This window comes from Pseudomonas sp. FW305-28 (assembly GCF_017351395.1).
Classification (GTDB): Bacteria; Pseudomonadota; Gammaproteobacteria; order Pseudomonadales; family Pseudomonadaceae; genus Aquipseudomonas; species Aquipseudomonas fluorescens_AA.
Genome location: NZ_JACNDD010000003.1, coordinates 42,603 through 56,323, shown reverse-complemented (window position 1 = coordinate 56,323; position 13,721 = coordinate 42,603). Strand labels below are relative to the sequence as shown.

The window sequence follows — 13,721 nt, the reverse complement described above, 5'->3', positions numbered from 1 at the left end:
TTTGCGTGGCCGTCAAATCTCAGCAGTGGAAGCCTTCACGCTCCTCCCGGCAAAGCTTGCGGACATGGGCGAACTCGCTGTCGATTTCGTTGACCAGATTTTCGATACCGCCCAGTGACGGCTGCTTGGCACGCTGTTCCAGTTCGCCGCACAGCTCGGCCAGACGGATGGCGCCCATGTTGCTGCTGCTGCCCTTGAAGCTGTGGGCGGTGGCGCTCAATTTCTCAGCGTCCCGCGCTTCATGCAGCACGCGCAGGCGAGCCTCGGAGTCGTTGAGGAACGTATCCAGCAACTCCAGATACCCCTCCTCCATGACTTCCTTCAACGTGCTGAGCACGTCGCGGTCCAGATGAATCTCGTTCACTTGTTCGCTCCCTGATCAAGAATAGCGCCAATTATGCCAGAGCCTCCCAGAAAAACTCCACGCGCGCACTACGACCATCGTCTGACCAGCAGGCCTGATGGCTCAACTGGCGCACCAGGCTCACGCCACGCCCCGACAACCGATCACTGTCCACGGGCCGTGCCAGCACCCGGGCGACATCGAAACCCTCGCCGCTGTCTTCAACCTCGATGGCCAGGCGACCACCCTCGCCGTTTGGCGAAACGTGCAAGTGCACCCGCACGTAACCGTCACTCAGTTCATCCAGGCGCGTATTGCGCTCGCTGTAGTAGCGAGCAAAACCCGCCGCATCACACTTGAGGCTCGAGTCGAGCCCCAGCACCCCGTGATCCAGGGCATTGGAATAGAGCTCAGACATGACGCTATAAAGGGCGCCACTCTGCGCCCTGAGCCCATGGACCTCAAGCAGCAACTGCAACAGGTAGGGCATCGGGTTGAAGCGCTTGAGGGTCTGCGCCCGGAACTCGAAGCTCACCGACCAGTCCAGTGGGCTGGACTGTCCACTATCGGAATAGACCGGTGGCGGCGGATTGAGTTGTGTCGGTGCGACCAGCCGCACCTCGACCATGCTGAAGTCGTCACGGGCCTCACCGCGAAAATCCCGCAGGGCCTGCTGGATGTCCTCAAAAAGACAGTCAGGTTCACGGTTGGCCGAAAACACCTGCTGCAACCGCTCCACGCCAAACGGCTGGTCATCGCGGTCACTGGTCTCTATTACGCCATCGGACAACAGGAACACCCGGTCTCCCAGCGACATCGAATGCACTTCGGTGCGGTCATCGAACAAGTGCGGCGTGAGCACGCCCAACGGCAAGTGCCGCGCCGGCAACGGCGTACGCTCGCCGCTGAGGCTGTCATGCAGGTAACCATCGGGCATGCCACCGTTCCAGATTTCCACCGTGCAACGCTGGAAACTGAGGCACAACAGCGTTGCACAACAGAACATGTCCACCGGCAGGATGCGCTTGAGCTTGGCATTCATCTCCCGCAGGATCTGCGCCAGGCCGTAGCCCTTGGCCGTCATCCCGTAGAACACTTCCGCCAGCGGCATCGCCCCGACCGCCGCCGGCAAACCGTGCCCGGTGAAATCCCCCAGCAAGACGTGCATGTCGCCAGCCGGGTTGAACGCGGCCAGCAGCAAGTCGCCATTGAACAAGGCGTAAGGTGATTGCAGGTAGCGGATGTTCGGCGCGCTCAGGCAGCCGGAGTGGGCGATCTTGTCGAACACGGCCTTGGCGACCCGTTGTTCGTTGAGCAGGTAGTCATGGTGCCGGGCGATCTGGTCGCGCTGCTCCACCACCGTGGCCTGCAACCGGCGCAAGCGGTCCATGGCCTTGATCTTGGCTGCCAGGATCACCTGGTTATAGGGCTTGGCCAGGAAGTCGTCGCCGCCCGCTTCCAGGCAACGGGCCAGGCCTTCGCTCTCAGTCAGGGAGGTGAGGAAAATGATCGGGACCAATTGGTCCCCAGCCAGTTGCTTGATTCTCTGCGCAGCTTCGAAGCCGTCCATCACGGGCATCATCGCGTCCATCAGCACCAGATGCGGACGCTGCTCCAGGTAGACGTCGACCGCTTCGGCGCCATTGGCCGCGGTAAGCACGTGGTGACCCTGGCGGCGGACAATGGTCGACAACAGCAGTCGATCAGCGGCACTGTCTTCGGCAATCAGGACCGTCAGTGACTCCGACGACGATTGCATGGCGATCAACTGATGTCGAACAGCTTGTCGAAATTGGAGATCGCGAGGATTTTCTTGACGTCGGAGCTGCTGTTGACGACCCGGATATCCGACTCATCGCCGCCAGCATGATCGCGCAACAGCAGGAGCATGCCCAAGGCGGAACTGTCGAGATAAGTGGCGTCTTTCAAATCCACCACGACGGATCCTGGCAATGGATCGAGCCGCTCATACGCCTCACGAAACTCTTGATGCCGACCGAAATCGAATCGACCCTTGATCGAAATCGTCAATTTCTGCCTATCGGGGGATACTTCGGTAACGACTGACATGATCGGCTTCCTTGTCATGGACATACGTGTACAAGGTGTAGCATCTGGTAAAGGTCTGAGCAAGGTTTTGCCTAGTTCATACGACAAAATCCTGGTTTCGCATCAATAAGGATTCTGGCGTGGCAGGCGCTGGGACAGCTCATCGAGCAGTTTCTGTTCGCGCTTGTCTTCCAACTGTCGCGCCTCATCGATATAGCGCTGCACCAGTTTGCGCAACCCTTCGACCCGGGCAAACGCCTCTTGCCAGCTCTGGCGAGCCTTCTCCAGGTTGTTCTGGTGCCAGACCAGGCTCTGGCGCTGCTGGTCGATGGCGGTACCCAGCTGCGCCAGGAACCCCTGGTAACCCAGCAACCATTGCCCGGACACCCCGTGGCTGCCCCGGGCAATCCACTGCTCCTGGTATTCGAGTCGAAAGTTCTCCAGGTCTGCCAGCTTGCTCTCGGCAACGGCCACTTGCCCCTGGAAATACGCCAGCCGCTGGACGGCGGTCTTCTCGGCCTTTTCCGCCATGTCCACCACCGGTGCCAGGCGCGCCGCACGACTCGTGGCCATGGCCGGTTACGTGCCTGAGACCGGGGCGAAAATAGTCTGCAAGTGCGCCTCGCTGGCGCCCATGCCGATGTTGTCGTTCAAGCTTTGGCGCAGGTAGACGGCCATGGCCGGGTAAAGACTGATGGCGGTGTCGGTCTCGCGGTCACCGCCGGGCACATAGGCACCGACGCTGATCAGGTCACGGCTTTGCTGATAGCGCGACCAGTACTGCTTGAACTGCTGGGCCCGTTTCATGTGTTCGGCACTGATCACCGACGGCATGACCCGGCTGATGGAAGCCTCGATGTCGATGGCCGGGTAGTGACCTTCTTCGGCCAGGCGCCTGGACAGCACGATGTGACCGTCCAGCACACCCCGGGCCGAGTCGGCGATGGGGTCTTGCTGGTCGTCACCTTCGGACAGCACGGTATAGAACGCGGTGATCGAGCCGCCACCCTTTTCCGCATTGCCGGCGCGCTCCACCAGTTTCGGCAGCTTGGCGAAGACCGAAGGCGGATAGCCCTTGGTCGCCGGCGGTTCGCCAATGGCCAGGGCGATTTCCCGCTGGGCCTGGGCGAAGCGGGTCAGCGAATCCATCAGCAACAGGACGTTCTTGCCCTTGTCGCGGAAATACTCGGCGATGCGCGTGCAATACATGGCAGCCCGCAGCCGCATCAACGGCGCATCGTCCGCTGGCGAAGCCACTACCACCGAACGCTTGAGCCCTTCCTCGCCGAGGATGTGCTCGATGAATTCCTTGACCTCACGGCCCCTCTCACCGATCAGCCCCACCACGATGATGTCGGCTTCGGTGAAGCGGGTCATCATGCCCAACAGCACACTCTTACCCACCCCGGTACCGGCAAACAGGCCCAGGCGTTGGCCGCGACCGACCGTCAATAAACCGTTGATGCAACGGATACCCACGTCCAGCGGCACGCTGATGGGGTCACGCTTGAGGGGGTTGATCGTCGGGCCGTCCATCGGCACCCAATCCTCGGCCTTCATGCCGCCCTTGCCGTCCAGCGCGCGCCCGGCCCCGTCCAGCACACGCCCGAGCATGCTCATGCCCATGGGCAAGCGACCATTGTCGGCCAGGGGCACGACGCGCGCGCCCGGTGCGATACCGGCGACGCTGCCCACCGGCATCAAGAAGACCTTGCTGCCGGAGAAGCCCATGACTTCGGCTTCGACCTGTACCGGGTGGTAGCTGTCGTCGTTGATCACCATGCAGCGGCTACCCATGGCGGCACGCAGGCCCTCGGCTTCAAGGGTCAGGCCGACCATGCGCAGCAGGCGACCTTCCAGGATCGGTTGGCCGGCCAGTTCACTGGCCTCGGCGTAGCTGCCCAGGCGCTTGCCGAAGCTGGTTCGCTCAAGGCGCATCGCGGTTGTCCGGTACAGAAGCGTCCAATTCAGGCACCTCCAGCTCCACATCGGCCGGCGCGGCATCGGCACTGATCTGCGGATCGTCCGGCAACTCCAAGCTCAGGTCGGCGGCGGCCGGATGCAGGGCCTGTTCGTGCAGTTGGTCGAACAATTTGGCCATGATCTGGCTGATGCGGGTTTCAACGGTGGCGTCGATGCGGCTGTGTTCGGTTTCCACCCGGCAACCACCCGGCAGCAGCGCCGCGTCCTCGACGATGCGCCAGGTTTCTTCATGGCGCTCGCGCAGGGCCTTGACCAGTTCGAAGTCCTGGGGATTGATGTACAGCCGCACGTTACCCACGCCCAACGGCAACAACTTGAGCGCCTCACGCATGACGTGTTCGATCTGGCTCGAATCGATGGCCAGTTCGCGCTGGATCACTTGCTTGGCGATGTGTTGCACCAGGCCCACCAGGGATTTCTCGATCTGGGTGTCCTGCTCGGCGATGGGGTCGAACAGGTTGAGCATCAGCGATTCCAACGCACGGAGCTTGGCCGTCAGCGCCACATCGGCTTCCTGGCGAACCTTGAGCGTGGTGCTGTGGAAGCCTTCCTTTTCACCCACGGCAAAGCCTTCGTTATAGGCTTCCTGGCGAATGCTCTCGACTTCTTCGAGGGTCAGTGGCTGGACTTCTTCCAGCGGCACCTCCTCCATCTCCGGCAGCTCTTCCACCGGTTCCGGCTCAGGCTCGGGCACATGGGGGTCGAAGCTGGGCAGCGACCAGACGTCGAAACCACCGACGTCCCGGGCGCGGATCAGGTCGCTGGGCGCTTCATCACTCTTGGCAGACATAACGACCTTAGATCATCTCTTCGCCGCCCTTGCCACCGAGAACGATCTCCCCGGCTTCGGCCATGCGGCGGGCGATGGTGAGGATTTCCTTCTGTGCGGTTTCCACATCGCTGACGCGCACCGGGCCTTTGGCCTCGAGGTCGTCGCGCAACAGTTCGGCCGCCCGTTTGGACATGTTCTTGAAGATTTTTTCCTTGACGCCTTCGTCCGAGCCCTTGAGGGCCAGTACCAGCACGTCGGACGACACTTCGCGCAACAGGGCCTGGATGCCCCGGTCGTCGACATCGGCCAGGTTGTTGAACACGAACATGAGGTCTTCGATCTGACCGGACAGGTCTTCGTCGAATTCGCGGATCGAGTCCATCAACTGACCTTCGATCGAGCTGTCGAGGAAGTTCATGATGTCCGCCGCACGCTTGATGCCACCCAGGGTGGTGCGCGAGGCATTGGAGTTGCCCGAGAACTGCTTCTCGAGAATCTGGTTCAATTCCTTCAGGGCCGCCGGCTGCACGGTATTGAGCGAAGAAACACGCAGGATGATGTCCAGGCGCACCTTGTGGTCGAAGTTGCCCAGCACTTCGCCGGCCTGGTCCGGGTCGAGGTAAGCCACCACGATCGCCTGGATCTGCGGATGCTCGTAACGGATCACGTCGGCAACCGCCCGCGGCTCCATCCACTTGAGGCTGTCCAGGCCGCTGGTATTGCCACCCAGCAGGATCCGGTCGATGAGACCGTTGGCCTTGTCCTCGCCCAGTGCCTGGGTGAGCATCTTGCGCACATAGTCGTCGGAACCCACGCCCAGGCTGGTCTGATCGCCGACGATATCGACGAACTCGCTCATCACCTGCTCGACCTGCTCACGGTGCACGTTACCCATCTGCGCCATGGCCACGCCCACACGCTGGACCTCCTTGGGTCCCATGTGGCGCAGCACTTGGGCGGCGTCGGTCGAACCCAGGGACAGCAGCAGGATTGCGGCTTTGTCGACCCGGGACAATTTGGCAACAGCGGCTCGATTATCACTCATCTGCGTTAATCCACTCTTTCACGACCTGGGCCACACGACCCGGGTCTTCTGCCACCAGACTCTTGATAGCGTTCAACTGAGCGTCATAGCCTTCGCTCGGGCTTGGCAGCAGAATGCTCTGCGGCCCGCCGAGGCTGACGCGATCATTGGCCAATTCGCCATCCAGGCCGCCCATGCCGCCCAGCTCCACATCACCCAAGCCGGCCAACTGCTTGTTCCTGCCGCCATTGGTGATGTTGTTGAGCACCGGACGCAGCACGCCGAACACCAGTATCAGGATGAACAGCACACCCAGTACTTGCTTGACCACATCCCAGAACCAGGGTTGCGAATAAAATGGAATATCGGCGACCACTTCACCGCGCTCCAGGGAGAACGGCACGTTGATCACGCTGACGCTGTCGCCGCGGCTGGCGTCGAAACCGACGGCGTCCTGCACCAGGCGGGTAAAGCGCGCCAATTCATCGGCGCTCCATGGCGCACGGCTGGTTTCGCCGTTGGCCGGGTTGACCTTGACCTGATCGTCCACCACCACCGCGACCGACAGGCGATTCAAACGGCCCTGCTGTTGCTTGGTGTGGCTGATGGAACGATCGAGCTCGAAGTTCTTGGTCGACTGCTGACGCTTGTCGGCCGGGTACGGCGCCAGCATCGGCTGGCCGGTGGCCGGGTCCATGATCTGCTGGCCGTTGGCATCGATCAGCGGCTGGCCTGGCTGCACCATGCCGGCGGCCGCCGTGGCGCCACCGGTGGTTTGCGGCGCACTGGCCGGCGACGGCGGCTGGTTGCTCAGGGCACCCGGGACGCCTTGCGGGCCATTGCTGGCGGTACGTTGTTCATTTACCGACTGCTCGCTGCGCAACGCAGGCTGGTCCGGGTTGAACTGCTCGGAAGTGGACTCGACGGCGCTGAAGTCGACATCGGCCGACACTTCGGCTTTATAGCGATCGTTACCCAGGATCGGTTGCAGGATGTTGTGCACCCGCTGGGTCAGCATGCCTTCCATGCGACGGCTGTAATCGAATTGCTTGCCGGCCATGGTCAGTTCGGAGTTTTCCGCCTGGTCGGACAGCAGGTTGCCCTTCTGGTCGACCACGGTGATCTGCGACTTGCTCAGTTCGGGTACGCTGGTCGCCACCAGATTGACGATGGCCACGACCTGGCCTGGCTCCAGGGAACGGCCCGAATACAGCTCGACCAATACCGAAGCACTGGGCTTGCGCTCATCGCGCACGAACACCGAGCTTTTCGGAATCGCCAGGTGCACGCGGGCACCCTTGACATTGTTCAGGCTGGAAATGGTCCGCGCCAGCTCACCTTCCAGGCCGCGACGATAACGGGTCGCTTCCATGAATTGGCTGGTGCCCAGGCCCTGGTCCTTGTCGAGGATCTCGAAACCGATGTTGCCATCGGTCGGCGTCACGCCGGCCGCGGCGAGCTTGAGGCGCGCACGAGCGACGTCATCGGCCTTGACCAGCAAGGCGCCGGAATTGGGTTCGACGGTGTAAGGAATGTCGGCGGAAGCCAGGGTCTCCATGACTTGCTTGGCGTCCATGCCCGCCAGGCTGCCATACAGCGGACGGTAGTCCGGTTGCTGGGACCACAGCACCACGGCAAAACCAATCGCCACGCTGGCAGCCAGGCCGACCAACAGGCCCACCTGACGCAGCATGGTCATCTCGGAGAGATTTTCCAGGAAGGACAGGCCGAACAACGGCGGTTTGCCGTCTACCGGAGTGGCCTTGGCTGGAACGTTATCAACGGCTGCTTCTGCCATGACTCAATAATTTCCTTAAACCGGCATCTGCATGATGTCTTGGTAGGCTTGAACCAGTTTGTTGCGAACCTGGGTCAGCGCCTGAAACGAGACACTGGCTTTCTGCGAGGAGATCATTACGTCCGTCAGGTCGACGCCACTTTTGCCAATCTCGAAAGCACTGGCCAACTGGTTCGACGCCTGCTGGGTATCGTTCACTTTATTGACGGCCTGACCGAGCATGTCGGAAAAGCTGCTGCCACCCACCTGGGGGACCGCGACCGATTTAGGCTGGGCCATGGCGTCCATTTGCATGGCCCGCATGTCCAACATCAACCGATTAAATTCAATACCTTGGCTCATGGTCTACTCTCTCTGGCGGCCCGCATTTTTTTGACACTTACTCAGCGGGTATTCAGGTATTAGCAACAAGGGTGCCAGCTCCATGGCGATAGAAAACAAATGCGCGCGCAATCCCATTGTGGGAGCGAGCTTGCTCGCGATAACCCATCACATCCGACCTCGACTTGACTGACCCACCGCTATCGCGAGCAAGCTCGCTCCCACAGGGGGTATTGGTGCTTGTTCAACTGGCGAACAGATAAGCCTCGACATCCATACCGGCATCACGCATTTGCGCCAACTTGTAGCGCAGGGTGCGCGGGCTGATCCCCAGGCGTTCGGCGGCCTCCTTGCGACGACCGCGTTCGGCGCGCAGGGTGTCGATGATCATCTGGAACTCGCGACGCCGCAGGTCATCGCCCAAGGCGCCGACCGAATCGCCCTCGACGTCCATCGGCGGCACGGGGGTTGCGGTCGGTGCCGGCGCCAATGCGGGCAATGGCGCGCAGGCCACCGGACCGGCCAGGCAGAAATCCTCCGGCTGGATCAAACCGCCCTGTTGCAGGATCAAGGCCCGCTGAATGGCGTTATCCAGCTCTCGGACATTGCCCGGCCACGGGTAGGCGACCAGGCAGGCCCGGGCCTCGGCTGAAAGCCGGGCCGCCGCGTGCTTCATTTTATTGACGTGCTTGTTCAGCAGGCGCTCGGCCAGCGGCAGGATATCGGCGGTGCGCTCGCGCAACGGACGCCAGGCGAGCGGGAACACCGACAGACGGTAATAGAGGTCTTCACGGAAACGCCCCGCCGCCACTTCGCCGGCCAGGTCGCGGTTGGTGGTCGCCACCACGCGAATGTCCAGGCTGATGGGCTTGCGCGCCCCCACCCGCTCCACTTCCCGCTCCTGCAATACCCGCAGCAGCTTGGCTTGCAGGCCCAACGGCATTTCGGAAATTTCATCGAGCAGGATCGTGCCACCGTCGGCCTGCTCGAACTTGCCGGCCTGGGCCGCGATGGCGCCGGTGAACGAACCCTTTTCGTGGCCGAACAGTGTCGCCTCGAGCATGTTGTCGGGAATCGCCGCGCAATTGATGGCAATGAACGGCTCCCCGGCACGCCGGGATTGTTGATGGATGTAGCGGGCCAGCACTTCCTTGCCCGTACCGGACTCGCCGGAAATCAACACGGTTGAATCACTGCGAGCGACCCGTGCGGCCAATTCCAGCAGTTGCGCGCTGGCCGGTTCGATGGCCACCGGGCCTTCGCCCTCGACCGCGAGACTGCCCAAGGCATGGCGCGCGACCAGGTCCAGCAGTGCTTTTGGCTCGAACGGCTTGACCAGGTAATCCGCAGCGCCCTGACGCATGGCGTCCACCGCTCGCTCGACGGCGCCGTGAGCGGTCATCAGCAAGACCGGCAGTTGCGGCTGACGGGCCCGTAACAGGCCGAGCAATTGATGACCGTCCATGCCCGGCATGTTGACGTCACTGACCACCAGGCTGAACGCTTCGCGGCCTACCGCCTGCAGCGCCTCTTCCGCCGAACCGACGGCGGCGTAGTCGTGCCCGGCCAGCACCAGCGTGTCGGCCAGCGCTTCGCGCAGGGCCCGGTCATCCTCAACCAGCAACACCTTGATCGCCATTGCTTTCACTCCACCCCTGGCGCATTGGAAAACAGCGGCAAGCACACCGTCGCACAAGTGCCAAGGCCCAACCGCGAGCGCAATTGCAATTCTCCCTGATGAGCGCGGGCCACGGCCTTGACCACGGTCAGGCCCAGGCCCGTGCCGGTGGTCTTGGTGGTGAAGAATGGCTCGCCCAGGCGCGCCAGCACGGCCGGCTCGATACCGCTGCCGTTGTCACTGACAGACAGGCGCAAGGTGTTGTCGCGTGTGTACAAGTGCACTTTCAGCCGAACGTCGCCGCCGCTGGCCTGGATCGCGTTTTCGATGAGATTCAACACCGCGCCCACCAGTGTGTCGCGGTTGCACAGCACTTCACCGACATGGCTGTCGCACTGCCAGCGGATCGGCAACTCCTGCACATGAGTCAACGCCGCGGCCTGCAGCGATTGCAACAAGGCCTTGGGGGTGACACGGTCGGTCAACGGCAGCTCGCCGCGAGCGAACACCAGCATGTCGCGCACCTGGTGCTCCAGTTCGTGCAGGCGCTCTTTCAAGCGCCCGGCGAAGCGTTGCTGGGTTTCCATCGGCAATTGCTGCTCGGTCAGGTGACTGGCATAGAGCAGCGCGGCGGAAAGCGGCGTACGAATCTGGTGGGCCAGCGAGGCCACCATCCGCCCCAGGGAAGACAGGCGCTCGTGGCGAGCCAACTGGTCTTGCAGGTGACGGGTTTCAGTCAAGTCATTGAGCAGCACCAACTGCCCAGGCTCGGCGTCCAGCGAGCGCGTCGAGATGGACAGGCGCCGGCCGTCCTTGAGGGACACTTCATGGCCGTCGTCGTCCCGGGGCGCAAAGCAGCGGGCGATGACGTGCCGCCACAGTTCGCCTTCCAAGGGCAGGCCGAGCAACTCGCAGGCCGCCGGGTTGGCTTCGCGCACACGGCCGTGGGCGTCGATGACGATCACGCCACCGGGCAACAGGTCGAGGAGATTTTGCAGACGATTGGCCAGGCGCTCCTTTTCCGCCAGTTCCTGCATGCGCTGGGCGCTGACCACGGCCAACTCGCCCTTGAGCTCGGTGACCCGGGCTTCGAGCAGGCTGTAGGAATCAGTGAGTTGGCTGGACATCTGGCTGAACAGCGAAAATGCCTGCTCAAGTCCAAGCCGGCCTGCCTGTTCGGCGGACGGCATGTGTCCCGGTTCGGGGACAGGAGACATCTGGGCGGCTTGGGTCATCGTGCTCTCTCGCTTGGCTGACCGTCAGTTAAACGGAACGTTGCGAGGGCTATAGCAATACCCGTGCCGAAAAAAAACCGCCCAAGAATCAGGCGGTTGGAAAACAGGCGTCAATCATCCGCCTGTTCATCTCCTTCGCGACGGCTCATGCCGTACTTGCGCATCTTCTCCACCAAGGTGGTACGACGGATGCGCAGGCGTTCTGCCGCGCGAGCCACGATACCGTTGGCATCGTCCAGCGCCTGCTGGATCAGCCCTTGTTCAAGGCCTCCCAGGTAATCCTTGAGATCCAGGCCTTCGGGTGGCAACAAGGCATTGGCGGTAAAGTCCGGCGTGTGACCGTTGATCGCCACCCGCTCTTCCAGGTCGCTGCGCAGGCTGTCGACCATCTGTTCGTCTTCGTCGTCGACGTAGCGGAACTTCTTCGGCAACTCGTTCACGCCGATCACCCCGTACGGGTGCATGATCGCCATGCGCTCCACCAGGTTGGCCAGCTCGCGGACGTTGCCCGGCCAACCATGGCGACACAGGGACATGATCGCCGCCGAATTGAAGCGGATAGAACCGCGCTTTTCGTGCTCCATGCGCGAGATCAGTTCGTTCATCAGCAACGGGATGTCTTCGACGCGCTCACGCAGTGGCGCCATTTCGATCGGGAAAACATTGAGGCGGTAATAGAGGTCTTCGCGGAAACTGCCGACCTCGATCATGCTCTCGAGGTTCTTGTGCGTGGCGGCAATGATGCGCACATCGACGCTCTGGGTCTTGTTGCTGCCCACGCGTTCGAAGGTGCGCTCCTGCAGGACCCGCAACAGCTTGACCTGCATCGGCAGCGGCATGTCGCCGATCTCGTCGAGAAACAGCGTACCGCCGTTGGCCAGTTCGAAACGCCCGGCGCGGCTGGTGATCGCGCCGGTGAAGGCGCCTTTCTCATGGCCGAACAGTTCGCTTTCCAGCAACTCGGCCGGGATCGCGCCGCAGTTGACTGGCACGAATGGCGCTTCGCGGCGCTTGGAGTGGTAATGCAGGTTGCGCGCGACCACTTCCTTGCCGGTGCCCGACTCACCCAGGATCAGCACGCTGGCGTCGGTATCGGCGACCTGCTGCATCATCTGGCGCACGTGCTGGATCGCCCGGCTGGTGCCGACGAGACTGCGGAACAGGTTGGGTTCGCGATGCCTGCCGCGCTCACGAGCCTGATCGTACATCTCGCGATAAACCTGCGCGCGGTGCAGCGAATCGAGCAGCTTGCTGTAGCTGGGCGGCATTTCGAGCGTGGAAAGTACCCGGCGACGCTGGTCTTCAGGCAAGTCAAGGGAAGAATTTTCGCCCATTAACAAAACCGGAAGGAACTCATCCCAGGTCGAGAGTGTCTTTAGCAAGCCCAAAAGCGTTGCGGGAGCATTTACGGTCCCGATAAGGACACAGATGACTTCACGACTGGACGACAATGAGCCGACAGCCTGCTGCCAATCATGGCTTCCGCAGGGTAAATTTTCTTCGCCAAGAAAATTCAGGATCACCGCCAGGTCGCGGCGGCGGACGCTATCGTCATCGATCAGGAGAATTTTGGTTTCACGCCACATGCAATAGCAACTTCCCTAGTCAACCCAATGCCCGAAATTAGGGGGCAAGCTAGACGCTTGCAGACTTGTCATGCCTGTAGACGCCTTAAATCTGTAAACAGCTACTAGTTAAGTCAAAAAACCGTGCACAGTCAAATTTATGGCGCAACGGACTCGGATTAACTGAGCATTAACCGAACAGATGGTAAACCTTTGCGGCGTTCTGTGCTTGATGGATCTGTTGCATCTCGTCGACGATCGCCTGACGCTCTCCTGTGGCCGCCTCCAGCAATTGCCGGTACACCCCCAGCAATTCCTCAAGATTGATCCGCAACGCCGCCTCGTCCACCTGGGACTCGCCCAGGACGTCTTCCATGCAGGAACGGCAAGCCAGGTCCAACTGACCGATGGCTTCCCAGTTTCGCTCGGCCAGGGCATCGACCAAGGCATCACGGGTTTGTTCGATTCGCTGCAGGACAAGACTCATGAACGTGCTCCTTAGAATTGCGGACCAGGTGCGGCAATGGCGTCCCAGCCTTCCTTGACGGTACGAAGCAGATCTGCCACTTCGTCGAGGATCTTCGAATCAGCCTTGGCGTTGGCTTCGGCCAGGCGTTTCATCATGTAAGCGTAAAGAGCATCCAATTCAGCGACCGACTCGGCCTGGTTTTCCAGGTCCAGGCCTTCACGCAAACCACCGACGATGCCGATGGCCTTGCTGATCAGGATGCCTCTGTTTGCAATATCCTTGCGCTCCATCGCACCCTTGGCCTGGGCGATACGATCCAGCCCTCCTTCCATGAGCATCTGTACAAGACGATGGGGACTTGCTTCGGAGGTTTGCGCCTGGGCGCCAATCTTCTGGTATTGGCGAAGGGCTAACATCGGATTCATGTTCTACCTCATCAAAAAACTTCGGTTCGTATAAACAGCGTATCGACGCTGCGTCAAAAAACTTTAGACCTAAAAGCCGAAAGCCCGGAACGTTGTCAAAACGTTGCCGGGCTTTTTGC

Annotated in this window: 14 protein-coding genes; all 14 read right to left on the bottom strand. The window is 61.4% G+C overall.

What is annotated here, in order from left to right:
* Window positions 1-19: 19 nt before the first annotated feature.
* Entirely contained in the window at window positions 20-364 is a 345-nt protein-coding gene (locus tag J4E53_RS01555; RefSeq protein ID WP_053178502.1) for an Hpt domain-containing protein, read from the bottom strand.
* 31 nt (window positions 365-395) lie between these two features.
* Window positions 396-2,102, bottom strand: coding sequence for a fused response regulator/phosphatase (locus J4E53_RS01550; protein WP_103307870.1), 1,707 nt, complete (start codon window positions 2,100-2,102; stop codon window positions 396-398).
* A gap of 5 nt (window positions 2,103-2,107) precedes the next feature.
* Complete coding sequence (locus tag J4E53_RS01545) at window positions 2,108-2,413, bottom strand: STAS domain-containing protein (protein ID WP_060738647.1); 306 nt, start codon at window positions 2,411-2,413, stop codon at window positions 2,108-2,110.
* 102 nt (window positions 2,414-2,515) lie between these two features.
* The gene (gene fliJ / locus J4E53_RS01540) at window positions 2,516-2,965 is read right to left on the bottom strand and encodes a flagellar export protein FliJ (protein ID WP_053182982.1); all 450 of its coding nucleotides are present in this window, start codon (window positions 2,963-2,965) and stop codon (window positions 2,516-2,518) included.
* A gap of 6 nt (window positions 2,966-2,971) precedes the next feature.
* A complete protein-coding gene (fliI, locus tag J4E53_RS01535; protein WP_003199089.1) occupies window positions 2,972-4,330 on the bottom strand; it encodes a flagellar protein export ATPase FliI in 1,359 nt (452 codons plus the stop codon).
* Complete coding sequence (fliH, locus tag J4E53_RS01530) at window positions 4,320-5,165, bottom strand: flagellar assembly protein FliH (RefSeq protein WP_060738648.1); 846 nt, start codon at window positions 5,163-5,165, stop codon at window positions 4,320-4,322. Before fliH ends, fliI begins: the two co-directional genes overlap by 11 nt.
* 7 nt (window positions 5,166-5,172) lie before the next feature.
* Complete coding sequence (fliG, locus tag J4E53_RS01525; protein WP_024778656.1) at window positions 5,173-6,192, bottom strand: flagellar motor switch protein FliG; 1,020 nt, start codon at window positions 6,190-6,192, stop codon at window positions 5,173-5,175.
* Complete coding sequence (fliF, locus tag J4E53_RS01520) at window positions 6,185-7,969, bottom strand: flagellar basal-body MS-ring/collar protein FliF (RefSeq protein WP_060738649.1); 1,785 nt, start codon at window positions 7,967-7,969, stop codon at window positions 6,185-6,187. The genes fliG and fliF overlap by 8 nt, the downstream gene beginning before the upstream one ends.
* A gap of 15 nt (window positions 7,970-7,984) precedes the next feature.
* On the bottom strand, window positions 7,985-8,311 hold the full coding sequence (gene fliE, locus J4E53_RS01515; RefSeq protein WP_003199082.1) for a flagellar hook-basal body complex protein FliE: 327 nt from the start codon (window positions 8,309-8,311) through the stop codon (window positions 7,985-7,987).
* Between the two features lie 223 nt (window positions 8,312-8,534).
* Complete coding sequence (gene fleR / locus J4E53_RS01510; protein WP_103307871.1) at window positions 8,535-9,929, bottom strand: sigma-54-dependent response regulator transcription factor FleR; 1,395 nt, start codon at window positions 9,927-9,929, stop codon at window positions 8,535-8,537.
* Window positions 9,930-9,934: 5 nt separating this feature from the next.
* Window positions 9,935-11,143 carry a PAS domain-containing sensor histidine kinase gene (locus J4E53_RS01505; protein WP_103307872.1) on the bottom strand — a complete coding sequence of 403 codons (1,209 nt, stop codon included), beginning with the start codon at window positions 11,141-11,143 and terminating at the stop codon, window positions 9,935-9,937.
* A 110-nt stretch (window positions 11,144-11,253) separates the two neighbouring features.
* Complete coding sequence (locus tag J4E53_RS01500; protein WP_003199076.1) at window positions 11,254-12,729, bottom strand: sigma-54 dependent transcriptional regulator; 1,476 nt, start codon at window positions 12,727-12,729, stop codon at window positions 11,254-11,256.
* Between the two features lie 169 nt (window positions 12,730-12,898).
* Window positions 12,899-13,195: a hypothetical protein gene (locus J4E53_RS01495; RefSeq protein ID WP_003199075.1), complete on the bottom strand. Its 297-nt coding sequence runs from the start codon at window positions 13,193-13,195 to the stop codon at window positions 12,899-12,901.
* Window positions 13,196-13,206: 11 nt separating this feature from the next.
* On the bottom strand, window positions 13,207-13,602 hold the full coding sequence (fliS, locus tag J4E53_RS01490; protein WP_103307873.1) for a flagellar export chaperone FliS: 396 nt from the start codon (window positions 13,600-13,602) through the stop codon (window positions 13,207-13,209).
* Between the last annotated feature and the right edge of the window lie 119 nt (window positions 13,603-13,721).